The 26,417-nt window shown below is 66.7% G+C and carries 23 protein-coding genes; 15 read left to right on the top strand and 8 right to left on the bottom strand.

Annotated elements, in window-relative coordinates; genetic code table 11:
- Positions 1-4 precede the first annotated feature (4 nt).
- The 3 genes from HG262_RS17275 to HG262_RS17265 all read left to right on the top strand — a co-directional run bounded on the left by HG262_RS17275 (position 5) and on the right by HG262_RS17265 (position 3,280).
- Positions 5-706 (top strand): GntR family transcriptional regulator, encoded by a 702-nt coding sequence (locus HG262_RS17275; protein ID WP_169272177.1) that lies wholly within the window; start codon positions 5-7, stop codon positions 704-706.
- Positions 707-718: 12 nt separating this feature from the next.
- Positions 719-1,960: a dihydrolipoamide acetyltransferase family protein gene (locus HG262_RS17270; protein WP_169272176.1), complete on the top strand. Its 1,242-nt coding sequence runs from the start codon at positions 719-721 to the stop codon at positions 1,958-1,960.
- Between the two features lie 123 nt (positions 1,961-2,083).
- On the top strand, positions 2,084-3,280 hold the full coding sequence (locus HG262_RS17265) for an ABC transporter substrate-binding protein (RefSeq protein ID WP_169272175.1): 1,197 nt from the start codon (positions 2,084-2,086) through the stop codon (positions 3,278-3,280).
- A gap of 19 nt (positions 3,281-3,299) precedes the next feature.
- Here HG262_RS17265 and HG262_RS17260 read toward each other — a convergent pair whose 3' ends face one another.
- Positions 3,300-4,190, bottom strand: a complete 891-nt coding sequence (locus HG262_RS17260; RefSeq protein WP_169272174.1) for a LysR substrate-binding domain-containing protein — start codon at positions 4,188-4,190, stop codon at positions 3,300-3,302.
- Between the two features lie 190 nt (positions 4,191-4,380).
- Here HG262_RS17260 and HG262_RS17255 point away from each other — a divergent pair, with 190 nt between their 5' ends.
- The 10 genes from HG262_RS17255 (at position 4,381) to HG262_RS17210 (ending at position 16,310) form a co-directional block, all read left to right on the top strand.
- Complete coding sequence (locus HG262_RS17255) at positions 4,381-5,850, top strand: NAD-dependent succinate-semialdehyde dehydrogenase (protein WP_169272173.1); 1,470 nt, start codon at positions 4,381-4,383, stop codon at positions 5,848-5,850.
- Positions 5,851-5,868: 18 nt separating this feature from the next.
- The gene (locus HG262_RS17250) at positions 5,869-7,503 is read left to right on the top strand and encodes a GMC family oxidoreductase N-terminal domain-containing protein (RefSeq protein ID WP_169272172.1); all 1,635 of its coding nucleotides are present in this window, start codon (positions 5,869-5,871) and stop codon (positions 7,501-7,503) included.
- A gap of 43 nt (positions 7,504-7,546) precedes the next feature.
- On the top strand, positions 7,547-8,749 hold the full coding sequence (locus tag HG262_RS17245; RefSeq protein ID WP_169272171.1) for an ABC transporter substrate-binding protein: 1,203 nt from the start codon (positions 7,547-7,549) through the stop codon (positions 8,747-8,749).
- Positions 8,750-8,831: 82 nt separating this feature from the next.
- A complete protein-coding gene (locus HG262_RS17240; RefSeq protein WP_088588861.1) occupies positions 8,832-9,746 on the top strand; it encodes a branched-chain amino acid ABC transporter permease in 915 nt (304 codons plus the stop codon).
- Positions 9,743-11,515, top strand: a complete 1,773-nt coding sequence (locus tag HG262_RS17235; RefSeq protein ID WP_348984401.1) for a branched-chain amino acid ABC transporter ATP-binding protein/permease — start codon at positions 9,743-9,745, stop codon at positions 11,513-11,515. Before HG262_RS17240 ends, HG262_RS17235 begins: the two co-directional genes overlap by 4 nt.
- Before the next feature lie 9 nt (positions 11,516-11,524).
- Positions 11,525-12,247: an ABC transporter ATP-binding protein gene (locus tag HG262_RS17230; RefSeq protein ID WP_169272169.1), complete on the top strand. Its 723-nt coding sequence runs from the start codon at positions 11,525-11,527 to the stop codon at positions 12,245-12,247.
- A gap of 10 nt (positions 12,248-12,257) precedes the next feature.
- Entirely contained in the window at positions 12,258-13,448 is a 1,191-nt protein-coding gene (locus HG262_RS17225; RefSeq protein ID WP_169272168.1) for a CoA transferase, read from the top strand.
- A gap of 11 nt (positions 13,449-13,459) precedes the next feature.
- Positions 13,460-14,401 carry a hydroxymethylglutaryl-CoA lyase gene (locus HG262_RS17220; RefSeq protein WP_169272167.1) on the top strand — a complete coding sequence of 314 codons (942 nt, stop codon included), beginning with the start codon at positions 13,460-13,462 and terminating at the stop codon, positions 14,399-14,401.
- Positions 14,402-14,514: 113 nt separating this feature from the next.
- Positions 14,515-15,300 carry a 2-oxo-tetronate isomerase gene (gene otnI / locus HG262_RS17215; RefSeq protein WP_169272166.1) on the top strand — a complete coding sequence of 262 codons (786 nt, stop codon included), beginning with the start codon at positions 14,515-14,517 and terminating at the stop codon, positions 15,298-15,300.
- A gap of 29 nt (positions 15,301-15,329) precedes the next feature.
- Positions 15,330-16,310 (top strand): tripartite tricarboxylate transporter substrate binding protein, encoded by a 981-nt coding sequence (locus HG262_RS17210; RefSeq protein ID WP_169272165.1) that lies wholly within the window; start codon positions 15,330-15,332, stop codon positions 16,308-16,310.
- An 11-nt stretch (positions 16,311-16,321) separates the two neighbouring features.
- Here the strand turns inward: HG262_RS17210 and HG262_RS17205 are convergent, their stop codons facing one another.
- Both HG262_RS17205 and HG262_RS17200 read right to left on the bottom strand, forming a co-directional pair.
- Positions 16,322-17,227 (bottom strand): DMT family transporter, encoded by a 906-nt coding sequence (locus tag HG262_RS17205; protein ID WP_169272164.1) that lies wholly within the window; start codon positions 17,225-17,227, stop codon positions 16,322-16,324.
- A 64-nt stretch (positions 17,228-17,291) separates the two neighbouring features.
- Complete coding sequence (locus tag HG262_RS17200) at positions 17,292-17,936, bottom strand: LysE family translocator (protein WP_169272163.1); 645 nt, start codon at positions 17,934-17,936, stop codon at positions 17,292-17,294.
- 192 nt (positions 17,937-18,128) lie between these two features.
- Here HG262_RS17200 and HG262_RS17195 point away from each other — a divergent pair, with 192 nt between their 5' ends.
- Positions 18,129-18,599: an Lrp/AsnC family transcriptional regulator gene (locus HG262_RS17195; RefSeq protein ID WP_169272162.1), complete on the top strand. Its 471-nt coding sequence runs from the start codon at positions 18,129-18,131 to the stop codon at positions 18,597-18,599.
- Here HG262_RS17195 and HG262_RS17190 read toward each other — a convergent pair.
- Positions 18,586-19,575 (bottom strand): tripartite tricarboxylate transporter substrate binding protein, encoded by a 990-nt coding sequence (locus tag HG262_RS17190; protein WP_169272161.1) that lies wholly within the window; start codon positions 19,573-19,575, stop codon positions 18,586-18,588. The two genes, HG262_RS17195 and HG262_RS17190, sit on opposite strands and share 14 nt — an antisense overlap.
- Positions 19,576-19,778: 203 nt before the next feature.
- Complete coding sequence (locus HG262_RS17185) at positions 19,779-20,702, bottom strand: LysR family transcriptional regulator (RefSeq protein ID WP_169272160.1); 924 nt, start codon at positions 20,700-20,702, stop codon at positions 19,779-19,781.
- Positions 20,703-20,853: 151 nt separating this feature from the next.
- On the opposite strand from HG262_RS17185, the gene HG262_RS17180 reads away from it, so the two are divergent.
- Positions 20,854-22,026, top strand: a complete 1,173-nt coding sequence (locus HG262_RS17180) for a M20 aminoacylase family protein (RefSeq protein ID WP_169272159.1) — start codon at positions 20,854-20,856, stop codon at positions 22,024-22,026.
- Between the two features lie 16 nt (positions 22,027-22,042).
- Here the strand turns inward: HG262_RS17180 and HG262_RS17175 are convergent, their stop codons facing one another.
- From HG262_RS17175 to HG262_RS17165, 3 genes are read right to left on the bottom strand one after another with little or no spacing between them, the layout of a single operon-like run.
- Positions 22,043-24,565 carry a mechanosensitive ion channel domain-containing protein gene (locus HG262_RS17175; protein WP_169272158.1) on the bottom strand — a complete coding sequence of 841 codons (2,523 nt, stop codon included), beginning with the start codon at positions 24,563-24,565 and terminating at the stop codon, positions 22,043-22,045.
- Between the two features lie 45 nt (positions 24,566-24,610).
- Entirely contained in the window at positions 24,611-25,390 is a 780-nt protein-coding gene (locus HG262_RS17170) for a 3-oxoacyl-ACP reductase (RefSeq protein ID WP_169272157.1), read from the bottom strand.
- Position 25,391: 1 nt separating this feature from the next.
- Positions 25,392-26,411 (bottom strand): ABC transporter substrate-binding protein, encoded by a 1,020-nt coding sequence (locus HG262_RS17165; RefSeq protein ID WP_169272156.1) that lies wholly within the window; start codon positions 26,409-26,411, stop codon positions 25,392-25,394.
- Positions 26,412-26,417 lie beyond the last annotated feature (6 nt).

Below are 26,417 nucleotides of genomic sequence, written 5' to 3'. Positions count from 1 at the left end.
GAACATGGACAACAGCATCCTGGAAGGCCTGCTCGACAAGCAGGAACGCGTGACCGTCGCGGATCAGATCTATCAGCAGACGCGGCAGCTCCTGATGAGCGGCGCGGTGCCGCCCGGCGAAAAGATCACCTTGCGCGGCCTGGCCGCCGCCTTGAACACCAGCCCGATGCCGGTGCGCGAAGCCGTGAACAAGCTGGTGGCCGAAGGCGCGCTGGAAATGCTGCCCAGCCGCGGCCTGCGCGTGCCGAAACCCAGCCTGCCGAAGTTCCGCGAGATCGTGCGCATCCGGTGCTGTCTGGAAGGCTTTGCCGCGGCCGAAGCCGTCAAAGTGATCAGTGACGAGACCGTGGCGCGCATCGAGCGCCATGCCCACGAGTTCGACAAGCTGGGGCACCAGCGCAAGATCGACACCTTGAAGACGATCGAAGCGAACCGGAACCTGCATTTCACGCTGTACGAAGCGGCGGCAATGCCGCTGCTGGTCACGATGATCGAGAACATCTGGCTGCAGATCGCGCCCCTGTTCTCGCTCAGCATGAGCAGCAAGGACCGCAAGTCGGAAAGCTGGGAATCGTTCAGTCACCACGACGCGCTGCTGGCGGCGCTGCGGCGACGCGACGCCGAGGGCGCGCGCGACGCGGTGGTGGCGGACATTTCCGATGCGGCAGCTTATATCGAGAAGACGGGCAATTTGGCCATCACCTGAAGCGAGTAAGACATGGATATCGAAGTCGTGATGCCCGCCATCGGCGCGGGTACGACAGAGGGCAGGATTCTCCAGTGGTTGAAGCAGTCCGGCGACCCCGTCAAGGTGGGCGATATCCTGGCCGAGATCGAAACGGACAAGGCGGTCATTGAGCTGGAGGCCGTGGACAGCGGCGTGCTTGACCGCATCCATGTCGAAGCGGGAGACACCGCGGTGCCGGTGGGCGACGTGATCGCGACCTTGCTGGCAGAGCAGGGCGCGCCTCGCGAGGCGCCTGCCCCCATTGCTGAACCGGCCGCGCCCGTGCTGGCCATGCCGGCGCCGCCGGCGGCGAAACCGGCGGCAGCCCTTGCGCCGTCCACGGCCGCCGTCGTACCGCCGGCGCACCGGCTCTTCGCCAGCCCCTCGGCGCGCCGGCTGGCCCGCATCATGGACGTGGACCTGCATGCCCTGACCGGCAGCGGTCCGAACGGACGGATCGTGCGCGTGGACATCGAACAGGCCGCGCAGGATCGTCCAGCGGCGGATGCCAGGCCGGCAGCCAAGATGCCCGCTCCAGGCCAAGGCACGCTGACTCCGCACACCCCGATGCGCGCCACGATCGCGCGCCGCCTGACGCAGTCCAAGCAGCAGATTCCCCATTTCTACCTGACCGTGGACTGTCGCATGGACGCGATGATGGCAGCGCGGGAATCATTGAACGACCGAGCGCAGGCCAGCCCCGATCCCGTTCGCTATTCGCTGAATGACCTGTTGCTGCTGGCAGTCGCCCGCGCCGTGGCGCGCGTGCCCGAGATCAACGCGCAATGGACCGACGGGGGCGTGCTGCGTCAGGAGCAGGTCGACCTGAGCGTCGCGGTGGCGCTGGAGACGGGCCTGATCACGCCGATCCTGCGCGATGCCGGCCGCATGGGGCTGCGCGAACTCTCGGCGCAGGTCCGGCAGTTGGCGGACCAGGCACGCAGCGGCCGGCTGCGGCCCGACCAATACGAAGGCGGCAGCCTGACCGTATCGAACCTGGGCATGCATGGCGTGAAGTCGTTCGCGGCGATCATCAATCCGCCGCAGTCAGCCATCCTGGCCGCCGGCGCCGTGATGCGCCAACCGGTGGTGGATGGGGACACGCTGGCCATCGGCCACGTGATGAGCCTGACGCTGTCCGCTGATCATCGCGTCGTGGACGGCGCGCTGGGCGCACGGTTCCTGAAGGAAGTCCGGCATTTCCTGGAGCATCCCATCGAATTGATTCTCTAGCGTGTTGAGTGGGAAGGTTGGCAGTGTCCACATCAGCAGCGCGCAGGGTGGACCGCGAACGGCGTACAGACCGATGGCGGCGGTAAGTCGAAGCACCATTACATAAAGTCTGGAGACAAAGCAATGAACAAGCAGAATCCGCTGACGCGCCTTGCGTTGGCTGCCGCCTTGGCAATGGCCGCGCAGGGCGCCTGGGCGCAAAACGAAATCAAGATCGGATACAACAGCGACATGTCCGCCAGCGGCTCGGCCGACTTTGGCGTGTCGGCGCTGTCCGGCGCGCGGCAGGCCGCCGAAGAGATCAATGCCGCGGGCGGCGTGCTGGGCAAGAAGATCGTCATCGTGCCCCGCGATGACGTGGGATCGCCACCCAAGTCCATTCAGAATGCCAACGAACTGGTGGACAACGAGAAGGTCGTCGCGATGCTGGGCGGCGTGAACTCCGGCAACATGCTGGCGTGGCTGCACATCGTGCAGCAAAAGAAGATCCCGACCATCTCGCCGTCGGCGACCGCCACCGAGATCACCAACCGCTACAGCAAGGAACCGGCCAACTACATCTTCCGCGTGTCGATGCGGGACCTGGACCAGATCACGCTGTTGGCGGCCTACGCGGCGCGCGCGACAAAGAACAAGAAAGTCGCCATCATCGCCGACACGACCGGCTACGGGCAGCAGGGCGCCAAGGACGCGGCCGCCGTGTTGCAGTTGCACGGCATCACGCCGGTGGCCAACGAGAAGTTCGGTCCGAAAGATACGGACATGAGCTCGCAACTGAACAAGATCAAGGCGTCGGGCGCCGACACGCTGATCGTCTACGCGCTGGCGGATTCCAACGGCCATCTGATGCGCAGCCAGGAGAAGATCGGCTACTACCCGACCACGCTGGGTTCCTGGTCCAACCTCAGCCCCCCGTTCCTGCGCATCGCGGGCCCGGAGCTGGCCAAGAAAATGATCTTCTCGGCGTCCATCACGCAGGACTCCACGCCGCAGTCCAAGGCGCTGTACGACACCATCATGAAGAAGGAGGGCAAGCTGCCCACCTACGTGTTCGCCGCGCACGCATATGACTCGGTGAAGATCCTGGCGGCGGCCATGACGCAGGCCAAATCCACCGATGGCGAAAAGGTCCAGCAGGCGCTGGAGAACCTGGGTCCGGTGGACGGCGTGATCAAGCGCTATGCGCCCGCGTTCACCAAGGCCAACCACGAGGCGCTGTCGTACAAGGACTTCCGGCTGGTGCGCTGGATCGACGGCAAGGTGGTGTCGGTGGACGACGCCGTCACGCAGGCCATCAAGCCCGAAGACCTGAAGCAGTAAGCGGGCGCGCGGCCAGGCTCTAGGCCTGGCCGCGGCTCAGGTGGTTGACGAAGAGCTTGGCGGCGGTGGGAAGCGAATCGAAAGACCGCACGCAGATCTGGATCTTGCGGCGCGCCCAGGGTTCGGCCAGCGGGATGATGCGCAAGTCGAACATGACCGAGTAGCGGCGCGCGATGTCCAGCGGCAACACACCGATGCCGAGTCCCGAGTTCACCATGAAGCACAGCGCATCAAAGCCCGTGACCTGCACCTTGAGCCGGATGGCGCGCTTTTCGTCGTCGGCGGCATGGGACAGGATGCGGTTGATGGCGCTGCCGCGATGCAGGCCGATGAAGTCGTGTTCCAGCGCGTCGGCGAAGCAAAAGCCCGGCTTGTCGCGCAAAGGGTGGTCGGCGGGCACGACCAGCGCCAACGTGTCTTCGCGGTAGGGGTGGATCTCGACGTCGCCGTCGGGCGCATCGCCGGAGAAGATGCCGACGTCCGCGGCGTTCTCGGCCACGGACTTGATGATGGTGGACGTGATCTTCTCTTCCAGGTCCACCTGCACGTTGGGGTAGTCGTTCAGGAACAGCTTGATGTCTTGCGGCAGGAACTGCGTGATGGCGGAAATGTTGGCGTAGACGCGGATGAAGCCGCGCAGGCCGCGCGAGTAGTCGCGCATCTGCACGGCGATCTCGTCCAGCTCGTGCAGGGCGCGGCGCGCCATGGTGGATAGCGCGATGCCGGCCGGGGTGGGGCGGATGCCCTTGTTGGTGCGGATCAGCAGCCGGATCTTCAGGTTCTCTTCCAGCTCGCTGATGCGTTTGCTGATGGCGGCCGCGGCGATGTGTTCGTGTTCGGCCGCTGCCGCGATGGTGCCCTGTTCGACCACGCTGATGAAAAGCTTGAGGGAAGTGGGGTCTAAACGCATGGCGGCAGGCGAAGGCGGCAAGGGAACGGCCATTGTAGCGAGCCACAAGCTTGCCATCGCGTTTGGCGATGGCGGCATCGTTAATGACTGCTATTGGGGACGGCAAGCCCGTTGCTATTCTCCCCAAAAATAGCGACCGGCCTGCCTGTTTGAGCGGACGGCGCAAGAAGGATGGATGGAGCGCAAAGCAATGAATCTGCAGAATAGCCAGCTGCTGCGGCAGCAGGCGTACATCGGCGGCGCCTGGTGCGACGCCGACAACCGGGCCACCATCACGGTGCGCAACCCCTTTGACGCCAGCCCCCTGGGCACGGTCCCGAACCTGGGCCAGGCCGAAACCGCGCGTGCCATCGCGGCCGCCGATGCCGCGCTGCCCGCATGGCGAGCCAAGACGGGCAAGGAACGCGGGGCCATCCTGCGCCGTTGGCATGCGCTGATCGAAGCCAACAGCGACGACCTGGCCCTGCTGCTGACGCTGGAGCAAGGCAAGCCGCTGGCCGAGGCCCGCGGCGAGTTGAACTACGCGCTGTCGTTCGTGGAGTGGTTTGCCGAGGAAGCCAAGCGCGTCTATGGCGACGTGTTGCCGCACACCCGCAGCGACCAGCGCATGCTGGCCATCCGTCAGCCGGTCGGCGTGTGCGCGGCCATCATCGCGTGGAATTTCCCGTCGGCGCTGGTCACGCGCAAGGTCAGCCCGGCGCTGGCCGCGGGCTGCACCGTCGTGCTCAAGCCCTCTGAACTGACGCCGTTCACGGCGCTGGCGCTGGCCTGGCTGGGCGAGCAGGCGGGCATCCCGGCGGGCGTGCTGAACGTGGTCATCGGCGACCCAGCCCCCATCGGCACGGAACTGACGCAGAACCCCACGGTTCGCAAGCTGACTTTCACCGGCTCGACCCAGACCGGGCGGCTGCTGATGCAGCAAAGCGCGTCGAACATCAAGAAGCTGTCGCTGGAATTGGGCGGCAACGCGCCGTTCATCGTGTTCGAAGACGCCGATCTGGACGAGGCGGTGCAGGGGCTGGTGATGTCCAAGTTCCGCAACGCCGGCCAGACCTGCGTCTGCGCCAACCGCGTCTATGTGCACGCCAGCGTGGCAGACGCGTTCAACGACAGGCTGCTGGCCGAGATCCGCCGCATGAAGGTGGGCGGCGGTCTGGAAGACGGCGTGACGCAAGGCCCGCTGATCGACCAGCGCGCGGTCGACAAGGTGTCGCGCCTGGTGGCCGACGCCACCGCGCACGGCGCCACGCTGCTGGCGGGCGGCAAGCTGCGCCAACCCGGCACCCTGCTGTATGAACCGACGCTGCTGACGGGCATCACGGATGCCATGGAATTGGCGCACGAAGAGATCTTCGGCCCGGTGGTGGGCATCAGCACCTTCGATTCCGAAGCCGCCGTGCTGGCGCGCGCCAACGACAGCGCCTCCGGCCTGGCCGCCTATTTCTACACCGCCAACCTGGAACGCGTCTGGCGCATGATGGAAGGGCTGGAGTACGGCATCGTGGGGGTCAACACCGGCGCGGTCTCCAACGAGGTCGGCCCGTTCGGCGGCATCAAGGAATCGGGCGTGGGCCGCGAAGGCTCGAAGTACGGCATCGAAGAGTTCCTCGAAATCAAGTACGTGTGCCTGGCCGGCAAGTCGTTCAACGCGCCGCGCTAACCCTTCCGGAACCCTGACATGAGCCAAGCCCAGCACGCGTCCCTGCGGGACGCCGATTCGTTCGACTATGTGATCGTCGGTTCCGGCGCGGCCGGATCCATCCTGGCCAATCGCCTGTCGGCCAACGGCGCGACCGTTTGCGTGCTGGAGGCCGGCCCGCCGGACAACAGCCCGTTCCTGCATATCCCCGCCGGCTTCATCAAAGCGGTGTTCAACAAGAAGTACGCCTGGCAGTTCTCAAGCGAAGGCACCGCGCAGACCAACGGCCGGCGCGTGCCGATCCCGCAGGGCCGCACGCTTGGCGGCTCCACCTCCATCAACGGTCTGGTCTACAACCGCGGCCAGGCGGCCGATTTCGACCACTGGGCCAGCCTGGGCAACCCCGGCTGGGCGTATGCCGACGTGCTGCCGTACTTTAAGTCGATGGAGCGCCGGGAGGGCGGCGACGACCGCTACCGCGGCCGCCAGGGCGAACTGCCCGTCACCGACATCGACTGGATCCATCCGCTGTGCGAGGCCTTCATCGCCGGCGCCGTCGAGCAAGGCCTGCCCCGCAATCCCGACTACAACGGCGCCGACCAGGCCGGCGTGGGCTACTTCCAGCGCACCATCAGCAACGGCTGGCGCATGAGTACCGCGAAGTGCTTCCTGAAACCCGCGATGGCGCGCAAGAACCTGGACGTGCGCACCATTGCGCAGGCCACCCGCGTACTGTTTGACGGCACGCGCGCCGTGGGCGTGGCCTATTGCCACCCCGCGCATCCGGCTCGGGTGCGTGCCGTGCGGGCCAACCGTGAAGTTATCGTGGCTTGCGGCGCGATCAACACACCCAAGCTGTTGCAGCTGTCCGGCCTGGGGCCGGCGGATCTGCTGCGCGAGCACGGCATCCCGGTGGTGCGCGACCTGCCCGGCGTGGGCGAAAACCTCAGCGACCACTACTCCGTGCGCATCGTGGCGCGCGTGAAGAACAGCCAGACCATGAACGAGCTGGTCAAGGGCCTGAACCTGGCGGGCCAGATCAGCCGCTGGCTGTTCAAGCGGCCCAGCATCATGGCGCTGAGCCCCTCGCTGCTGCATTATTTCTGGAAATCCCGGCCGGAATTGACCGCGCCCGACCTGCAAGGCGTGTTCACGCCCGCCAGCTACAAGGAAGGCTACGTCGGCGTGCTGGACGATTTTCCCGGTATGACGGCGGGCGTCTGGCAGCACCGTCCGGACAGCCGCGGCCAGGTCCGCATCCGGTCGGCCGACCCGCTGCAAGATCCGGTCATCCTGGCCAACTACCTGGCGGACGAACGCGATCAGCAGACCCTGGTGCGCGGTATCCGCCTGGCGCGCCGGTTGTTGCAGTCGCAGGCGCTGGCGCCGTACTTCGACAGCGAAGCGCTGCCCGGCCCGTTGTGCGAATCCGATTCCGAGCTGCTGGATTTCGCGCGCCGCTTCGGCGTGTCGTCCTATCACGTCAACGGCACGGCCCGCATGGGTCCTGCGGACGACAAGTACGCCGTGGTGGACGCGCAGCTGCGCGTGCACGGCGTAGAGAACCTGCGCGTGATCGATTCGTCGGTCATGCCTTCCATGCCGTCGGCGAACATTTGCGCCGCCACGATGATGATCGGCAACAAGGCGGCCGACCTGATCAGGAATTCCTGAAAACCCAAGATGCGGTCACCCGAGTGACCCGTTAGGAGACAACGTGTACACCAAGCATTTCCCCAAGACCATGAAGGCCCTGCTGCTGTCGGCGGCCCTGATGGGCGCCAGCGGCGCCGCGCGGGCCGACGACATCAAGATCGGCTTCAACAGCGACATGTCGGCCACCGGGTCGGCGGACTTTGGCATTTCGGCCCTGGCCGGCGCGCGCCAGGCGGCCGACGACCTGAATGCCGCCGGCGGCGTGCTGGGCAAGAAGGTCGTCATCGTCGAACGCGATGACGTCGGCGCCCCGCCCAAGGCGATCCAGAACACGAACGAACTGGTCGACAACGTCAAGGTCAACGCCATGCTGGGCGGCGTGAACTCCGGCAATATGCTGGCCTGGCTGCACATCGTGCAGCAGAAGAAGATCCCGACGATTTCGCCCGTGGCGACCGCTACCGACATTACCGGCCGCTACGCCAAGTCGCCGCCGAACTACGTGTTCCGCGTGTCCATGCGCGACCGCGACCAGATCGCGCTGCTGGCCGCCTACGCGGCGCGCGCCAGCAAGTCGGGCAAGGTGGCGATCATCGCCGACACCACCGGCTACGGCCAGCAAGGCGCCAAGGACGCGCTGGAGATCCTGGCGCTGCACAAGATCACCCCGGTCGCCAACGAGAAGTTCGGTCCGAAAGACACCGACATGAGCTCGCAGCTGAACAAGATCAAGGCCTCGGGCGCGGACACGCTGATCGTCTACGCGCTGGCCGACTCCAACGCGCACGTCATGCGCAGCCTGGAGAAGATCAACTATTTCCCGACGACGCTGGCGTCCTGGGCGAACCTGAGCTCGCCGTTCCTGCGTATCGCGGGCCCGCAGCTTGCCGGCAAGATGATCTTCACGGCGTCGATCACCGAAGATTCGTCCAAAGAATCCAAGGCGCTGTACGACACGCTGATGAAGCGCGACGGCCGCGTGCCGACCTATGTGATGGCCGCGCAGGCGTATGACTCGGTCAAGCTGATCGCAGCCGCCATGGAGCAGGCCAAGTCGACCGACGGCGCGGCGGTGCAGGCCGCCTTGCAGCAGCTGTCGCAGGCGCAGGGCGTCATCAAGACGTACCAGCAGCCGTTCTCGGCGGACAACCACGAGGCGCTGTCGGTGAAGGACTTCCGCCTGGTGCGCTGGATCGACGGCAAGGTGGTCACGGTTGATGACGAGGTCACCCGCGCCATCAAGCCCGAAGACCTGAAGCTGTAAACGAGCAGGACAGCGGTACATCAAGGATCTCTCCCCTGACGCGCAAACGCGGTGGGGGAGTCGTCAAAAGGGGGCCTTCAGCATGCAAATACTACAAGCCATATTGAGTGGATTGGCCATGGGCAGTGTCTATGCCCTGGTCGCGTTCGGTTTCAGCATCACCTACACCACGACCAAGACGTTCAACTTCGGCCAGGGCGCGTTCCTGGCCCTGGCCAGCCTGATCGGCATCAGCGCGATCCTGCTGGTCACGCAGGGCAAGCTGATCGGCTTTCCCAGCCCTGAAGACGTGACCTGGGGATCGTTCCTGTTCGCGCTGCTGGCGGCCATGCTGGTCCTGGGCCTCTTGGGATTCGTGCTGTACATCACCGCCATCAAGCACTTCGTGGGCGAAGCGGGGCTGTCATGGGTAATGAGCACCATCGGCTTTGGCATCATCATCCAGAACCTGGCGCTGCTGATCTGGGGCCCGGCCCCGATCGCGGTGGCCTCGCCGCTGGGTGAAGGCATCATCACGATCTTCGGCACCGGCGTGCGTCCCCAGGAAATCCTGGTGTTCTGCACCACGCTCGTCCTGATGATCGTGTTCGACTGGGCGCTGCACAAGACGAAGATGGGCAAGGCGGTGCGAGCGGTGGCGTTCAGCAAGTCCACCGCCAGCCTGATGGGCATCAACGCCAACGCGGTGGCGGTGGCGGTGTTCGTCATCAGCTCGGCGCTGGCGGCGATCGCCGGCGTGATGATCGCGCCGATCGCGACCGCCTCGGTGTTCGTGGGCACGCTGCTGTCGCTCAAGGCGTTTTCGGCCGCCATCCTCGGTGGGCTGGAGAATCCGCGCGGCTGCATCTTCGGCGGCTTCCTGATCGGCTTGCTGGAATCGCTGATCGGCCTGTGGTATTCGAACCTGCGCGAGATCGCCGTGTTCGCGCTGATCATCGTGGTGCTGTATTTCCGCCCGGCCGGCATCCTGGGCCGCGTGCATGCGGAGAAGGTGTGAACATGTCCAAACTTCTCATTCCGCTTGTCATCGCCGCCCTGGCCGTGGGTTTCGCCTATTCGGGCCTGAACGATTTCTATCTGTTGATCCTGTTCAACATCGGGGTCTATTACATCGCCGCCACCGGCTTCAACATTCTGGTCGGCCAGACCGGCCAGAAGTCGCTGGGGCACGCCGGCCTGTTCGGCGTGGGCGCCTATACCGTGGCGCTGCTGACCGTGAACTACCAGGTCAATCCGTGGCTGGCGCTGCTGTGCGCGGCGGGCGTGTCGGCCGTCTTCGGCGTGGCCATCGCGATCCCGGCGCTGAAAGTGAAGGGTCCCAGCCTGGCCATGGTCACCATCGCCTTCGGCTTGCTGATCGAAAAGATCGTGTCCGAATGGACCGACGTATTCAAGGGCCAGGAAGGCTTCTACGGCATCACGGGGCTGACCTTCAACGGCGCCACGCTGGACAGCCGTCAGTGGGTAGTCGTGGTGGTCCTGCTGGGCCTGGCGTTGCACGCGATGACCTCGCTGCTGCTGAACGGGCGCTTCGGCCGGGGCTTCGCCGCCGTACGCACGTCCGAGATCGCCGCGGAAAGCGTGGGCATCAGCGTCTACCGCTTCAAGATCCTGGCGTTCGCGATCAGCGCCATCACCTGCGGCATCGCGGGTGGCCTGGTGGCGCAGCAGAACCAGTACATCAATTCGGACTTCGTCAATTTCAACCTGTCGGTGTTCTTCCTGGTGCTGGTGCTGTTCGGCGGCCGCACGCCGGTCGGTTCGTTCCTGGGCGCGGTGGTGCTGACGGTACTGGACGCCATGCTGGCGCGCTGGCCGGAAGTGCAGCATTTCGCCTACGGCCTGATTCTGTTGTTTGCGCTGTACGCCATGCCGGAAGGCCTGGCCGGCCTGCTGCGCCGTGTCTTGCCGCAACGCGGCCAGCGCGACGCCTTGGCGCGCAGCGCGTCCGCTGTCGAATGGAAGCCCCAGCGCGCGGTGCCACCCGCCGCGGGCCGTGCCGCGCCAGAGTTCCTGGAAGTAAAGGACCTGTACAAGGCCTTCGGTGGCGTGGTTCCCACCAACAAAGTCTCGTTCTCGCTGGCGCAGGGTTCGATCGTGTCGCTGATCGGGCCCAACGGCGCGGGCAAGACCACGACCTTGAACCTGCTGTCCGGGCTGGTCGCGCCGGACGCGGGCAGCATCCGCTTCAAGAACAAGCAGATGGTGGGCCTGTCGGCCAACGAGATCGCGGCGTCCGGCATCGGCCGCACGTTCCAGAACCTGAAACTGTTCGACGGCCTGACGGCGCTTGAAAACGTGATGGTCGGCTTCTACCGGGTGCAGAAGTCCGGCTTCTTCTCGAACTTGCTGGGGTTGCCCGCCAGCCTGGCCGAAGAACGGCGCATGCGCCAGGAGGCGTTCGCCATCCTGAAGTTCTTCGACCTGGACCGCTATGCTGACGACGCCGCCAACAGCTTGCCCTATGGCTTGCAGCGCCGGCTGGAGATCGCCCGCGCGGTGGCCGCCATGCCCGACCTGCTGCTGCTGGACGAACCCGCGGCGGGCCTGAACCCGGCCGAGACCGACCAGCTGACTGACCTGATCGTCAAGCTCAAGGGCATGGGCCTGACCATCCTGCTGATCGAACACCATATGGATCTGGTCATGGCGATTTCGGACCACATCGTCGTGCTGGACTATGGCGTGAAGATCGCCTCGGGCCTGCCGAACCACATCCAGGAGAACCCGAAAGTGATCGAAGCCTACCTGGGCGCGCCCGCATAGGAGACCACCATGAGCCGATTACTGGATATCAAAGACCTGGCGGTCAGCTACGGCGCCGTCAATGCATTGAAGCGGGTGTCGCTGCATGTGGACACGAACGAGATCGTGACCATTATCGGCGGCAACGGCGCGGGCAAGAGCACGATGATGCGCGCGCTGTCGGGCATCGAGAAGTCCACGGGGTCCATCGCGTTCGCCGGGCAGGACCTGGGTGGCGTCAGCGCGCACAAGCGGGTGGGGCTGGGCATCGCCCACGTGCCGGAAGGCCGCCAGGTGTTCCCGGACCAAACCGTATTCGACAACCTGATGCTGGGCGCCTTTCTGCGCAAGGAGCCGCCGGCGGAACTTGCGGTCGAGATCGAACGCTGCTTTGCGATGTTCCCGCGCCTGAAAGAGCGCCGGGACCAGTACGCGGGCACGCTGTCGGGCGGCGAACAGCAGATGCTGGCCATCTGCCGTGCGCTGATGAGCAAGCCGCGCATCCTGATGCTGGACGAGCCGTCCCTGGGGCTGGCGCCGCTGATCGTGGCCGAGATCTTCAAGATCATCAAGTCGTTGAAAGAGCGCGGCATGACGATCCTGCTGGTCGAGCAGATGGCCAATCAGGCGCTGGCGATCTCGGACCGCGCCTATGTGCTGGAGGTGGGCGCCATCGTCATGGAGGGCACCGGCCAGGAATTGTTGGCCAGCGAGCGCGTGCGCGAGGCCTATCTGGGAAAACACAAGAGCTGACGAGGCAATCATGTCATCCAAACCTTTGAGCGGGATCCGTGTGCTGGAGTTGGGCCAGCTGATCGCCGGCCCCTTCGCCGCCAAGATGCTGGGCGAATTCGGCGCCGAGGTGATCAAGATCGAGCCGCCCGGCAAGGGCGATCCCCTGCGTAACTGGCGCCTGATCCACGACGGCACGTCCGTCTGGTGGCAGGTGCAGTCGCGCAACAAGAAATCGGTCAGCCTGGACCTGCGCCAGCCCGAGGCGCAGGACCTGATCCGCGCCCTGGTCAAGGATATCGACGTCGTGGTCGAGAACTTCAAGCCGGGCACGATGGAAGGTTGGGGCCTGGGCTGGGAAGACCTGCGCGCGATCAATCCGCGTCTGGTGATGCTGCGCGTGTCGGGGTATGGCCAGACCGGCCCGTACCGCGACCTGCCGGGCTTTGGCGCCATCGGCGAGGCCATGGGCGGCCTGCGCCACCTGAGCGGCGAGCCGGACCGCACACCCGTGCGCGTGGGCATTTCCATCGGCGATTCGCTGTCGGCGCTGCATGGCGTGATCGGCATCCTGCTGGCGCTGCGTGCGCGCGACCAGAACGGCCAGGGCCAGATGATCGACGTGGCGCTGTACGAGTCCGTCTTCAACATGATGGAGAGCCTGCTGCCGGAATACGCCGTGTTCGGCGAAGTGCGCCAGCCGGCGGGCAGCAGCCTGCCGGGTATCGCGCCCAGCAACGCCTACCGCTGCCAGGACAACAAGTACGTGCTGGTGGCAGGCAACGGCGACAGCATCTTCAAGCGCCTGATGGGCGTGATCGGCCGCCCGGATCTGGCCGAATCTCCGGAACTGGCCAACAACGCCGGCCGCGTCAAGCACGTGGTGATGCTGGACGACGCCATTTCGCAATGGACCGGCCAGCATCCGCTGGACGAGGTCCTGGCCCGCCTGAACGAAGGGCAGATACCGGCCGGCAAGATCTACGACGTGGCCGACATCGCTACCGATCCCCACTACCAGGCGCGCGGCATGATCCTGGACGGCGCATTGCCGGACGGCACGCCGATCAAGCTGCCGGGCATCGTGCCCAAGCTGTCGGAGACGCCGGGCGAGGTGCGCAGCGCCGCGCCCGCCCTGGGCCAGGATACGGACGACGTGCTGGCCGGCCTGGGCATCGACGAGGGCAAGCGCGCCGACTGGCGCGCGCGCGGCATCATCTGAAAAGGACCGCCATGAACGAACCGAGCGCAACCCGCAAGAAGCTGTACATCCAGGACGTGGCGCCCCGGGACGGCTTCCAGAACGAAAAGCAGTTCATCGAGACGCAGGACAAGATCGACTTCATCAATGCGTTGTCCCAAAGCGGATTCGCCAAGATCGAGGCCACGTCCTTCACGTCGCCCAAGGCGATCCCCGCGTTGCGCGACGCCGAAGCCGTGATGCACCAGATCGACCGCAACCCGGATGTGGTCTACACGGTGCTGGTGCCCAACGTGCGTGGCGCGCAACGGGCGCTGGAGTGCAATGTGGACGAGGTCAACCTGGTGATGTCCGTCAGCGAGACCCACAACCGCGCCAACCTGCGCATGACGCGTGAGCAGTCCTTCGAGCAACTGAGCGACGTGGTCAACGTGGTGCGCGGCAGCCGGGTCGCGGTCAACGTGTCGTTGTCCACCGTGTTCGGCTGCCCGATGGAAGGCGACATCAACGCCTTCGACGTGCTGGAACTGGTGGGGCGCTTCGCGGCCTTGGGGGTGGATGGCGTGACCCTGTGCGACACGACCGGCATGGCGTATCCCACGCAGGTGGGCAAGATCAGCCGCGAGGTTCGCCGGTTGTTCCCGGACCTGACCACGACCCTGCACTTCCACAACACGCGCGGCATGGCGCTGGCCAACACGCTGGCGGCGCTGGAGGCGGGTATCGATCGCTTCGACGCGTCGCTGGGCGGGTTGGGCGGCTGCCCGTATGCGCCAGGCGCCAGCGGCAACGTCTGCACGGAAGAGCTGGTGCACATGCTGGAGCTGATGGGTTACGACACGGGCGTGGACCTGACCCGCATCCTGGGTATCGCGGCGACCCTGCCCGCGCTGGTCGGGCACGACATCCCCAGCCAGATCTTGAAGGCGGGGCCGCGCCTGACGCTGCATCCGGCGCCCGACTTCGGCGTCTGAATCCGGCGCCCGCTTTGGGCGCTTGATGCCCACGGAGGGGTTCTGGCGGCAGACGCCCGAGCGGCGCGTGGTGTGCTAAGTTGCCGGGAATGCCGCCCGGCCCGGAGCCCGCCATGCTGAAATTCGCCGCTAATCTGTCGATGATGTACCCGGAACACGCGTTCCTGGACCGCTACGCCGCTGCGGCGGCGGATGGCTTTCTGGGCGTGGAATGCATGTTCCCGTATGAAGCGCCCGCGGCCTTCGTGCGGGAACGCATGGATGCGGCCGGCGTGTCGCAAGTCCTGTTCAATGCACCGCCCGGCGTGGTCAGCCAGGGCGAACGCGGGCTGGCCGCCTTGCCCGGCCGGCAGGCGGAATTCCAGGCCGGGATCGAACAGGCGCTGTCCTACGCGACGGCATTGTCCTGCTCGAATGTCCACGTGATGGCGGGCCTGGCGCCGGCCGACGTGCCGCGCGAGGCCCTGCTGGACTGCTACCGCGAGAACCTGGACTGGGCCGCGCGCCAGGCCCGTTCGGCGGGCGTCACGGTGTTGATCGAACCCATCAACACGCGCGACATCCCCGGCTATATCCTCAACCGCCAAGACGATGCCCATGCGGTCGTGCAGGCTGTCAACGCGCCCAATCTGAAGGTACAGATGGACCTGTACCATTGCCAGATTGTCGAAGGCGACGTCACCGCCAAGCTGCGGGAATACCTGCCGACCGGACGCGTGGGGCATCTGCAGATCGCCGGCGTGCCGTTGCGCCACGAGCCGGATCGCGGTGAACTGGATTACGGCTGGGTCTTCGGTGTGCTGCGCGAGCTGGACTACCGGGGGTGGATCGGCTGCGAATACCGGCCGGCAGGCGATACCTCCGCCGGCCTGCGCTGGCTGTCCCCCGCCCGGGGTTGATGGACGCGACGATTTCAGGAGACCAGGTCATGAGTACAAGCATCATCCGCCGCGCGTTGCTGGTCGCGGCGCTGTCGGCTGCCGCCGCGTTTTCCGTCAATGCGCTGGCCGCGGAATATCCGGACCACCCGATCCGATGGCTGGTGCCATTCAGTCCCGGCGGTGGCAGCGACCTGGCGACCCGCATCGTCGCCAAGCACGTGGGCGACTCGCTGGGCCAGACCGTGGTGGTTGAAAACCGCCCCGGCGCCGCCACCATCGTTGCCGCGCAGGAGACCGCCCGCGCCGCGCCGGACGGCTATACGCTGATGACGGCCGGCATGAGCACGCTGGCGCTGAATCCGTCGTTGTACAAGAACCTGCCTTACGAGCCGTTCCGCAACCTGGTGATGGTGTCCACGCTGGTGAACCTGCCCATCGTCCTGGTGGCGTCGCCGGCTTCCGACCTGACCACCATGACCGACGTCTTGATGTATCTGCGTAGCGGCAAGCAGGCCAGCTACGCCTCGCTGGGCGTGGGCAGTCCGCATCATCTGGCCATGGAACTGTTTCTGCAGACCTTCGGCGGGCAGGCCACCGCTATCCCCTACAAGGGCACGCCGCCCGCCTTGCAAGACGTGGCTTCGGGGGTTGTGCCCCTGATGATGGCCGACCTGGCCGCGGCACGGCCGTTGATCCAGGCGGGCAAGCTGCGCGCCATCGCCGTACCGGCCGCGCAACGGTCGGCGCTGCTGCCCGACGTGCCAACCTTCGGGGAGGCCGGCGCCTATCCCCTGGAAGCCGCAGCGTGGCAAGGCGTGGTGGCCCCGGCCAGGACGCCCAAGCCTATCGTGGAAAAGCTAAGCCGCGCCATCGTGGCCGCGCTGCAGTCGCCCGACGTGGTCAAGCAACTGACCTTGCAAGGCATGGAACCCGCCGGCAGCACGCCGGACGCGTTCTTTGCCTACGCGAGCGAGGAACGCGACCGCTGGGGCGCGGTGATCCGCCAGCAGGGCATATCGGCCGACTGACGGCGCATGCCTTAGTCGGGTGCGGGCACCTGGGCCTTGCGGCTGCGTTGCGCGGTCGCCGCGCAACCGGCCGACGCCACGATGATCCCGCAGATGGCCAGCCATTGTGTCTGGGTCAGGTGTTCGTTCAGCACGATCACGCCGGCCAGCGCGCCCATTGCGGGTTCCATGCTGAGCAGCACGCCGAAGGTCTTTTGCGGCAAGCGCCGCAACGCCACCATTTCCAACGAGTACGGCAGCGCACTGGACAGGATGCCCACGCCGATGCCGGCCAGGATCAGCTTGGGGTCCAGCAGGGCCATGCCCGCATGGGCGGCGCCCACGGGCAGCGCGACCATCGTGGCCGCCAGCAGGCCCAGCGACGTCGCCTGCCCGCCGTGCACGTTCCCGGCCATCTTGCCGAAGATGATGTAGAGCGCCCAGCAGACCGCGGCGGCCAGTGCGTAGGCGATGCCCGTCGGGTCCAGGTCGTGGATGGATTGGCCGGTGGGGATCAGCAGCACCAGTCCGGCCAGCGCACAGGCGATCCAGACGAAATCGATCGCGCGCCGCGACAAGACCACCGCCAGGGTCAGCGGCCCGGTGAATTCAATGGCGATCGCAATGCCCAGCGGCAGCGTGCGCAACGCCATGTAGAACAGCAGGTTCATGCAGGCCAGCGTGACGCCATACAGGGCGATCCTGGCCGCGTTCTGGCGGGTCAGCGGAAAGCGCCACGGACGCCAGAACGCGATCAGGATGATGGCGCCGATGACGATGCGGTAGGCGGTGGTGCCCTGCGCGCCCACTTCGGGAAATAGCGACTTGGCGAACGAGGTGCCGATGCACAGCGAGGCCATGGCGCCAATCAGCGACAGGGTGGGAAGCAGGGTGGAGGCCGAGGCGTTGTGCCCGGAATTCAGCGTGGCGGCGGTCATGGCGGCGGGGTGAAGCTCAATGCGTTGAGGCAGTGCGGGAGATCAACAGGGCGTGGACCAGGCATCAAGGGCTTGGGTTCGCGGCGGTGGAGTAAAGCACAAACAACGCCAGGCCGACCATGATGGCGCCCAGCAGGCCTTGCTGCATCCGCAGGAACCACGGATTGCGCCCGACCCAGCCGCGGATGCGCGACGCGCCATAGGCGAAGAAGCTGCCATAGGGCAGGCTAAGCACCTTCATCGTGATGCCCAGCACCAGCATCTGGATCCAGACCGGCCCGTTATCGGGGGTGGTGAACTGCGGCAGGAAGGCGATCATGAACAACAGCACCTTCGGGTTCAGCAGATTGGTCATGAAGCCCTGCCAGAAGGCGTCGCGGGCGTCGCCCGGCCGGGCGCTCAAGGACACGTCGGCCGACTGCGCGCAGCGGATGATCGCCTTGACGCCCAGGTAGCCCAGGTACAGCCCGCCCGCCGCCTTGATGCCCACGAACAGCGCCGGAAAGGCGCGCAGCACGGATGCCAGGCCCAACACCACGGCCGGCACCTGGATGAAGCCGGCCGCCACGTTGCCCAGCACGCTGTGGAAGGCGGGCCGGAATCCTTGCGTCATGCCGCGCGACAGCGTCAGCGCCATGTCCGGGCCGGGCGTGAGTTTGAGCGCCGCGTCGGCGGCGAGGAAAAGCAGGAAAAGCTGGAGTGAGGGCATTGCGGGATACGGCTGGAAATCCCGCGTGGCGGGTGGCAGGCTCCCAGTGTAAGCAAGGCGCCTGACTATTTCCTGCGTCCGGCGGGCCCAAAATGAAGTTTCCCGTCGAAATGGGGCCGGATTCCGTCGCCGCCGGGATTAGAATCTGGCGATGGCCGTCTCTGGCCAGATCCCCATGCGTTCCGAGACCCCATGGAACTAGACGATTTCGACCTCCAGATCCTGCATAGCCTGCAGGAAGACAACCAGCGCACCAGCCAGGACGTCGCCGAGCGCGTGAACCTGTCGCCCGTGTCCTGCCTGCGCCGCATGAAGCGGCTGCGCGAGTCCAAGGTGGTCACGGCCGACGTGTCGGTGGTGGATCCCGCCGCCGTCGGGCGGGGGATCATGATGGTGGTGCTGGTGTCGCTGGAGAGCGAGCGCGCCGACAAGCTGGATCAGTTCAAGCGCGCGATGCAGGGCGCGCCCGAGATCATGCAGTGCCTGTCGGTGACGGGCGAGGTCGATTTCGTGCTGACGCTGACGATGTCCGACATGGCTGAATACGAGGTCTTCGCGCAGCGCCACTTCTGGGGCGACGCCAACGTCAAGCGCTTCTCCACGCTGGTCGTGATGAACCGCGTGAAGAACGGCCTGACGGTGCCGGTACCTACATCGGCTTAAGCCCCAGCGCCTGGATCATTTCGCGGTACTTGGCCACTTGCGCCACCGCGTAGGCGTCGGCGTCCTGCTGGCTCATCGGCCGCAGCAGCAACCGGCCTTCGGCTTCCATCCGTTCGCGCAGCTCGGGCTGCTCCAACGCATATCCCACCGCACGGCGCAAGGTGTCCACCGCCAGCGCCGGCGTGTCCTGACGCACGTAGTAGCCGCCCGCGATCGTGTAGACGAAGTCCGGGATGGTGTTGCTTTGCGAGATCAGCGGCAGCTTGGCGAGCGGGGCGGGCAGGGTGCTGGAAAAGCTGGTCAGGATCTTCAACTGCTGCTGCGCCGCCATGCCTTCCATGGCCTGCTGATAGGGCAGGACGGCGAAATCGACCTGGCGGCCGATCAGGTCCTGCAAGGCGGGCGCCGCGCCGCGATACGGCACGTGCAGGAATTCGGCGCCCACGCGTCGTCCCAGGTACTCGGTCATGATGTGGTACAGCGACCCCACGCCGACGCTGCCGAAGGTCAGCGGTTTGGCGCCCGGCCGCTTGGCATAGGCGATGAAGTCATCGACGTTCGAGACGGGCAGGTCGGCGCGCGCCAGCAGCACGATGGTGGCTTCGCTGATGGGCTGGGCCAGGCGGAAGTCTTCGGGCTTGTAGCGGGCCGCCGCGTTCAGGAACGGGCTCAGGATGACTTCGTTGGCCGAACCATGCAGGAAGGTGTAGCCGTCGGGCGCGCTGGTCAGCACGCGGCGCGCACCCAGCATGCCGGCGCCGCCGCCCACGTTTTCCACGACGACCTGCTGCTTCAGCGCACGGGCGATGTGCACGCCGAACTGGCGCGCCGACGCGTCGCTGGCGCCGCCGGCGGGGTAGGGCACGATCAGGCTCAAGGGCTTTTCCGCGGGGTAGTCCGCGGCGTGGGCCAGCGGGGCGGCGGCGCAGGCCGCCAGGCAAATGGCGGCCGCCCGGGCCGGTAGGTTCCAACGCATGCTGCTTCTCCCTTGTCATTGCTGTTTTAGAGGCAACCGGGTACCCGGACTGCTTCACGCAGTCTAGGCAGCGGCGTTTGCCCGCATCAATGTCGGGCGACGGGTCGGATCATTGTGATTTCCGCAACGATGCGCGCAGCCGGCCTGGGGCGGCACGCGCAAGCGTGGCCGGCTCGGGCGCGCAGGGTTCAAGCGCCGACGTGTCAGGCGCGCCGGGCCTCCAGGGCGGGAAACGTCTTCAGGATGTGGCGCAGCATGTTGGCGGTCGCGGGCGGCAGGTGGCGGCCGGCCAGGCTGATGACATGGGTGCGGCTGTTGTTCAAGATGGGATTGGCCAGCGGCAGCGACACCATCTGGCGGAACTGCGCGCCCTTGAGCGGCATGGACAGCGGGTTCACGACATAGCCCAGCCCCTGGCTGGCGAACTCCCACAGGATCTTGAACGAATTGGTCAGCAACGCGGGCTTGAGCTTGACGTTCTCGTCCAGCTCCGCCGCCTGGATGTGCTGGCGCACGCCGAACGATTCGTCCATCGCGGCCCAGCCGTATGGCGCCAGGTCCGACAGCCGCAATGCCCGGCGCGTGCGCGCCAGCGGGTGGTCCTTGTGCACGTGGACGCGCATCGGGGCCGCGCGCGAATAGTGCGACCGCAGGCGTACGTCGTTGGGCGGCTGGAAGGCCAGCGCGATCTGCGCGCGTTCCTCCACGATGCAGCGCACGGTCTCGTTGGTGCCGGCCACGTGGATGCTGTAGGTGATGTCAGGATGCTCGCGCACGAACGACAGCAGCACGGGCTCCAGCAGCATGTCGACGAAGCCTTCGCCCAGCGCCAGTTCCACGTGGCCGCGGGTGGCGCTCTTCAGGTTGTTGACCTCGGCCTGGAACGACTCATTCAAATCTTGCTGCCGGCGCGCGAACAGCGCCACCAGGCGCCCCGCATCGGTAGGCACGACGCCGCGGCCGCGGCGTTCCAGCAGGGTCAGACCCGTGTCTGCTTCCAGTCGGGCGATGGCGCGGCTGATGGCCGACGGATCGGTATTCAACTGGTCGGCCGCCGCGCGCAACGTGCCGGTTTCGATGACTTGCAGCAGACACAGCGTCCGCTTGAACTCCAGGACATCATCCATCAGGGCTTCCTTGCCGCGGTCTTGGCGTGGGATTGGATCGTTGCAAAAACCGCATCGATAAGACTTGATCATTGCTATCGGCTTTGTACCCGCGCCTGTCTATAGTCGGTAGCCGTATTTCCCCCAAGCCGCTTTACGGAGACCCCGCCCCATGGCCATTGTCGAATCGCCCGTCAGCCCCGACCTGCTGCGTCAAATGCGCGAATGGCGCCGCGACCTGCACGCGCATCCTGAAACCGCGTTCTGTGAATTCCGCACGGCCGACCTGGTGGCCCGCGAACTGGAACGGGCTGGCGCCGTCGTGCACCGCGGGTTGGGCCAGACCGGCGTGGTGGGCTCGATGACGCGGGGCGCGGGGCCGGTGATCGGCCTGCGCGCCGACATGGACGCGCTGGACATGCAGGAACTGGGCGACGCCTCGCACCGGTCCACCATCGCCGGCAAGATGCATGGCTGCGGCCACGACGGCCATACCGCGATGCTGCTGGGCGCGGCCCATCATCTGGCGGGCGATCCCGGCTGGCGGGGCACGCTGCACCTCATCTTCCAACCCGCCGAAGAGCATGCGGGCGGCGGTCTGGCGATGGTGCGGGACGGGCTGTTCGACCAGTTTCCGTGCGACGCCGTCTTCGCGCTGCACAACTCGCCCAACCTGCCGTTCGGGACGATGGCGACGCGCGTGGGCACGGTGATGGCCAATTGCGATACCTACGAGATCACGGTGACCGGCAAGGGCTGCCACGCGGCGCAGCCCGAGCATGGCGTGGATCCCATCGTGGCGGCGGCGCAGGTGGTCGCCGCCATGCAGACCATCGTCAGCCGGAACGTGAAACCCACCGACGCCTTGGCCCTGAGCATCACGCAGATCCATGCCGGCGATACCTGGAACGTGGTACCCAACAGCGTGCTGCTGCGGGGCAGTTGCCGCACGCTGACCGCCGCCACGCGCGACCTGGCCGAATGCCGGCTGCGCGAGGTGTGCGCGGGCGTGGCGGTGACCTCGGGCGCGTCGATCGACGTGCAGGTGTTCCGCGGTTATCCGGCTTGCGTCAACACGCAGGCCGAAGTGCAGCTGGCCGCCCGGGCGGCGGCGCGGGTGGTGGGGCCGGAACGGGTGGACACGGCCTGCACGCCGCGGATGGGGTCGGAAGATTTCGCCTACATGCTGGAGCAGCGTCCAGGCGCGTACGTATTCGTCGGCGCGGCGCGCCCCGGGCACGACAATCCGCCTGTGCATAACCCGTACTACGATTTCAACGACGACATCCTGCCGCTGGGCGCGCAGTACTGGGTGGAACTGGTGAAAGAGGCAATGCCGGCGTAGCCCGCCCCATGGGGGTTCAGCCCGGCGCCGCGTCCCCGGGCCGGGGTCGTGCCGCCAGCGTGGCGCTGGCGGCGTCTGAAATGCTGCGCAGATGCAGGTCGCGCTGCGGGAACGGGATCTCGATGCCGGCCTGCTTCAGCGCGCTGTACATGCCCGTCAGCATGTCGCTGCGGATGTCGATCCAGCGGTCGAAATCGGTGGTCCAGGCGCGCAGGCTGAAGTCCAGCGTACTGGCCCCGAAACCCATGAACAGCACGACCGGCGCGGGGTCGGCCTCGATGCCCGCCGTCTGCCGCGCCACGTTCGCCAGCAGGGCGATGACTTCGCGGGGATCCGAGCCGTAGGCCAAGCCGATACTGACTTCGATGCGCCGGCTGCGGTCCAGCATCGTCCAGTTGGTCAGCTTTTCGGACAGCAGCGTGCCGTTGGGCACGATTACGTCGGCGCCGTCGAAGGTCTTGATCCGCGTGGCCCGCATGCCGATGTCGCGCACCTGCCCGGACGTGCCGGTGATGTCCACCACGTCGCCGGGTTGGATGGGCCGTTCGAACATCAGGATCAGCCCGGATACGAAGTTGTTCACGACGCCTTGCAGCCCGAAGCCGATGCCCACGCCCAGCGCGCCGAACACGATGGTCAGCTGGCTGGTCTGGAAGCCCGCCGCCGACAGCGCGATGCCCAGCCCCAGCAGCAGCACCAGGTAGTACGTCAGCGACGCGATGCTGTTGCCCACGCCGCGCGGCAGCGCCATGCGCGTCAGCACCTCGTCGTGCAGGACAAGGCGTATCGTGCGTGCCGCCCAGAACGCGATCACCACCGAGATCAGGAACACCAGGACGTTGCCCAGGCTGATCGAGATCTCGCCCACCGCCAGGGTGTAGGAAAGCACTTCTGCCACGAACGCGTAGGTCGCGCGCAAGATGCGGAAGCGGTCCATGGCGTAGACCGCCCAGCCCACGGCAGCGGCGGCCGTCAACAAGCGGATCAGCAACTGCACCAGCGGCGGCGCATGGTCGCGCGCCAGCCGGAAGCGCGAGATCCCCTGGCGCGTCAGCAGCAGTTGCAGCAGCGTGGTGATGACGGTCACGCCCGCGTAGAGCACCAGCCCGAAGTAGCCGCAGCCGATGACGGCGCTGGTCAGCATTTCCGCCAGCGATACGTTGCCGAACAGGTTGGAGGCCAGCGACACGCACAGCAGCAAGGCGGCGCCCCAGGCGATGGCCCGCAGGGCGTGCACCAGCCGTGTCGAAGCGGTGGGCGCCAGACGGTGGCCGCGGTGCAGTAGCCACAGGATGGCGACCAGCGCGGTGGCGGTCAGCGCCACCGTGGAAAGCCGGTAGAACAGCGTGTTGGCCAGGAACAGGAATCCCAGCCTTTCGGCCAGGAACAGGGCGGTGATCACATGCGGCCACCGGTCCATCTGCCGCCGGGCGGAAGGCGGCAGCAGGCGCAGCACGGGCACGGCCGCCAGCACCAACGCGACCTGCTGGACCATCAACGGCGCATCCGGCTCCAGGGCCAGTACGCCTAGCATCGACAGCAGCAGCCAGGTGGACAGCGGACGGCCCAGCACGCCGGCGGCGGTCTCGCTCATGACGCCCGCACGGATCGCGTCTCGGCTCTTGCGGGCCAGCCACAGCAACAACGGCAGCAGCAGCACCTGCAGCACCCGCAGGGCGCGCTGGTTGCCGCTGTCGGCCGCGGCGTAGTCCCGCGCGAAGTGCACTTCGATGTCCAGCCCGGTCCGCAGCAGGGCCATCGTGCTTTCGCCCGCTTCCTGCGTCCGGCCCAAGGCCCACAAGGGTGGGGAGTCCACGCGCATCAGGCGGGCGTCGATGTCGTCGATCGCGTCGGTGACCGAGCGTTCGCCGGTCTTGACCCGTTCCTCGACGGAGTTGGCGCGCTGTTCCAGCTCGACCTGGCGGGAGAGGGGGCCGGACAAGGCCTGCCTGGCCGCGTTCAACTGCGCCAGGACCGCATCTACGCGGTCGGCCAGCGCGGGCGGCAGGTTGGCCGCGTCGGGGGAGTCCTTGACGGCCTGCCAGGCGGCGTGGCGCCGGAACAGTTCGGCGGCGTCGCTGGCGTACCAGGACGTGGCCTGCCGCAGGTCGGCGTGCCAGCGCGCCAACCGGCGGGCGTCGAAGACCCAGTGCCGTTCCAGGCTTTCCACCCGCATGATGGGCAGGGTGCGCAACTGGGCCGGCTGGAATTCATAGAGCTTTTCGTCGGCAGACTTGGCGATGGCGTCCAGCGCGGGCGTGAGCGCGGCGCCCGGGTCGGCCGCCGCTACGCGTTGCATCACCCCTTCGGCGTAGCGCACGTCGGCATCCGCCCGCAGGGGGATGTCCGCAATCTGGATGACGGGGGGCGGCGCCTGCGCGGGGGCGGGGGCCGCCGCCGCGGCCTGCGCGCTTGCCTGGGCGGGCAGGCCCAGGAGCAGGCCCAGGATCAGGCCGAGGATCTGGCTAAGAAGCTGGCTGGAAAACCAGCCGGGTAGCGGTCCGAACAGGGCATGGAGGATTCGTGCTCGGACGCGCATGTCGCGACTCCGTTGGGATGCTGCGAACCGGGGGGGCTACTCACTCTAGCGCATCACCAGTCCGCCGTCCACGAACAGCACTTGCCCGGTCATGAATCCGCTCCAGTCCGACGCCAGGAACAGCACCGGGCCGGCGACGTCTTCGGGCCGGGCGATCCGCCGCAGCGGTGTGGCGGCAGCCAACTGATCGCGGAACGCTTCCTGGGTGCCGCCGCTGGCCTGAGTCGGGTAGACCAGGCCGGGGGCGACGCAGTTCACCCGGATCCCGAAAGGACCCAGTTCCGACGCCAGGTTGCGGCTGAACGCCACCAGTGCGGCTTTCGCGGTGGTGTAGTCGTGATACGGCACCACCGGATGCTCGATGAGGTTGGTGGCGATGTTGACGATGCAACCTTGCGCGCGCTGTTTGAAATGCGGCAGCGCGGCACGGCAGACGTTGAACGCCGCGCCGACCGCGCCGTCGAATTGCGACTGGTAGTCCTGCCACGCGATATCGTCGAACGCGGTTCGCTGGCGCGGATCGAAGGCGTAATGACGCAAGGCGTTGTTGACGACGACATCCAGCCGGCCGGCGTCCCGCACGATGCCGTCCACCATGGCGCGCACCGCCTCGGGCGAGCCGACGTCGGCCTGCACGGCCCAAGCGTCGCCGCCGACGGCCTGGCACTGCGTCACCACGGTCTCGGCCGCGTCGGCATTGCTCAGGTAGTTGACGACCACCGTCGCGCCTTCCCGCGCAAAGCTGCGCGCGATCTCGGCGCCGATGCCGCGGCTGGCGCCGGTCACCAGCACCACTTTGCCTGTGAACTTCAGGGCGGCGCTCATGTCAGGCTGCCGGCAGCAGGCTGGCGTCGACGGCGGCGGACACGTCGATGCGGTTCTGGATCAGGCCCAGCTCGAGATAGGCATCAGCGGCCTGTTGCAGCAGGTCCAGATCCAGCGTGCCCAGCGGGCGGCCGCCGGAGGCGATCGACGCCGCATTGCGCAGCCGGATCACTTCCAGGTTGATGGCGCGGTCGGTGCCGTCGATGGCGCGCTTGCCGGCCAGCGTGGCGGCCTCGTCGGGTTGGGCGATCATCCATGCGGCGCTGTCGCGGTAGGCTTTCAGGAAGGCCCGCAGCAGCGGTTGCTTCTGTTGGAGGACCGCCTCGCGCACCACGAACAGGTCGCTGGAAACGTTGAGAGTGTCGGCCACGTTCATCACGTTGACCTCGCCCAGGCCGCGCCGGCGACCGACAAGCAGCCCGGTGTCGGTGGCCGCGGTGGCGTCGACCTGGCCCTGCAGCAGCGGCGCGAAGTTCAGTACGCCAGTGACGACGATTTCAACGTCGGCTTCGGTCAGGCCGGCCTGGTGCAGCAGCACCAGCAGGTTCTGGCGCGTGCCGCTGGCCAGGCTGTAGACGCCGATGCGCTTGCCCTTCAGATCCGCCGGCCTCGTGATGCCGGCCGACTTCAGCGACACCACATTGAAGACGTTCTGCGGATAGATGTCGTAGATGGCCCGCAGCTTTTCACCCTTGTCCAAGGCCATGAAGAACGAGCCGGGGTCGGTGAACGCCACGTCGGCCTGGCCGCTGAGGATATTGCGGATGGCGTCGCCGCCGCCCGCGCCCGGCAGGTAGACCAGTTCCACGCCCTGCGCCTTGAAGAAGCCCTTGTCGGGTTCGGCCAGCACGTTGGTGATTTCGCTGATGGGCTTGCTCCAACCGGCCAGCGTGACCTTGCCGGAAGCGGCGGCTTGAGCCGCCTGGGCGCCGTGGGCGCGCGCGGCCAGCGGCGTCAGCGACGCCGCGGCGAGGCTCGCGGCCGCGGCCAGTAGTGCGCGGCGGGTAGGGGACGGGAGCATGGGAAG

This window comes from Achromobacter sp. Bel (genome assembly GCF_012928505.1).
Lineage (GTDB): Bacteria > Pseudomonadota > Gammaproteobacteria > Burkholderiales > Burkholderiaceae_B > Achromobacter.
Note: the sequence above shows the minus strand (reverse complement) of the source record. Positions and strands in the feature narration are given on the sequence as shown.

Excerpts from the sequence above, each read along its gene's own strand:
- HG262_RS17275 (WP_169272177.1), top strand. The coding sequence starts at position 5 with ATGGACAACAGCATCCTGGAAGGCCTGCTCGACAAGCAGGAACGCGTG.
- HG262_RS17270 (WP_169272176.1), top strand. The coding sequence starts at position 719 with ATGGATATCGAAGTCGTGATGCCCGCCATCGGCGCGGGTACGACAGAG.
- HG262_RS17265 (WP_169272175.1), top strand. The coding sequence starts at position 2,084 with ATGAACAAGCAGAATCCGCTGACGCGCCTTGCGTTGGCTGCCGCCTTG.
- HG262_RS17260 (WP_169272174.1), bottom strand. The coding sequence starts at position 4,190 with ATGCGTTTAGACCCCACTTCCCTCAAGCTTTTCATCAGCGTGGTCGAA.
- HG262_RS17255 (WP_169272173.1), top strand. The coding sequence starts at position 4,381 with ATGAATCTGCAGAATAGCCAGCTGCTGCGGCAGCAGGCGTACATCGGC.
- HG262_RS17250 (WP_169272172.1), top strand. The coding sequence starts at position 5,869 with ATGAGCCAAGCCCAGCACGCGTCCCTGCGGGACGCCGATTCGTTCGAC.
- HG262_RS17240 (WP_088588861.1), top strand. The coding sequence starts at position 8,832 with ATGCAAATACTACAAGCCATATTGAGTGGATTGGCCATGGGCAGTGTC.
- HG262_RS17230 (WP_169272169.1), top strand. The coding sequence starts at position 11,525 with ATGAGCCGATTACTGGATATCAAAGACCTGGCGGTCAGCTACGGCGCC.
- HG262_RS17225 (WP_169272168.1), top strand. The coding sequence starts at position 12,258 with ATGTCATCCAAACCTTTGAGCGGGATCCGTGTGCTGGAGTTGGGCCAG.
- HG262_RS17220 (WP_169272167.1), top strand. The coding sequence starts at position 13,460 with ATGAACGAACCGAGCGCAACCCGCAAGAAGCTGTACATCCAGGACGTG.
- otnI (WP_169272166.1), top strand. The coding sequence starts at position 14,515 with ATGCTGAAATTCGCCGCTAATCTGTCGATGATGTACCCGGAACACGCG.
- HG262_RS17210 (WP_169272165.1), top strand. The coding sequence starts at position 15,330 with ATGAGTACAAGCATCATCCGCCGCGCGTTGCTGGTCGCGGCGCTGTCG.
- HG262_RS17205 (WP_169272164.1), bottom strand. The coding sequence starts at position 17,227 with ATGACCGCCGCCACGCTGAATTCCGGGCACAACGCCTCGGCCTCCACC.
- HG262_RS17200 (WP_169272163.1), bottom strand. The coding sequence starts at position 17,936 with ATGCCCTCACTCCAGCTTTTCCTGCTTTTCCTCGCCGCCGACGCGGCG.
- HG262_RS17195 (WP_169272162.1), top strand. The coding sequence starts at position 18,129 with ATGGAACTAGACGATTTCGACCTCCAGATCCTGCATAGCCTGCAGGAA.
- HG262_RS17190 (WP_169272161.1), bottom strand. The coding sequence starts at position 19,575 with ATGCGTTGGAACCTACCGGCCCGGGCGGCCGCCATTTGCCTGGCGGCC.
- HG262_RS17185 (WP_169272160.1), bottom strand. The coding sequence starts at position 20,702 with ATGGATGATGTCCTGGAGTTCAAGCGGACGCTGTGTCTGCTGCAAGTC.
- HG262_RS17180 (WP_169272159.1), top strand. The coding sequence starts at position 20,854 with ATGGCCATTGTCGAATCGCCCGTCAGCCCCGACCTGCTGCGTCAAATG.
- HG262_RS17175 (WP_169272158.1), bottom strand. The coding sequence starts at position 24,565 with ATGCGCGTCCGAGCACGAATCCTCCATGCCCTGTTCGGACCGCTACCC.
- HG262_RS17170 (WP_169272157.1), bottom strand. The coding sequence starts at position 25,390 with ATGAGCGCCGCCCTGAAGTTCACAGGCAAAGTGGTGCTGGTGACCGGC.
- HG262_RS17165 (WP_169272156.1), bottom strand. The coding sequence starts at position 26,411 with ATGCTCCCGTCCCCTACCCGCCGCGCACTACTGGCCGCGGCCGCGAGC.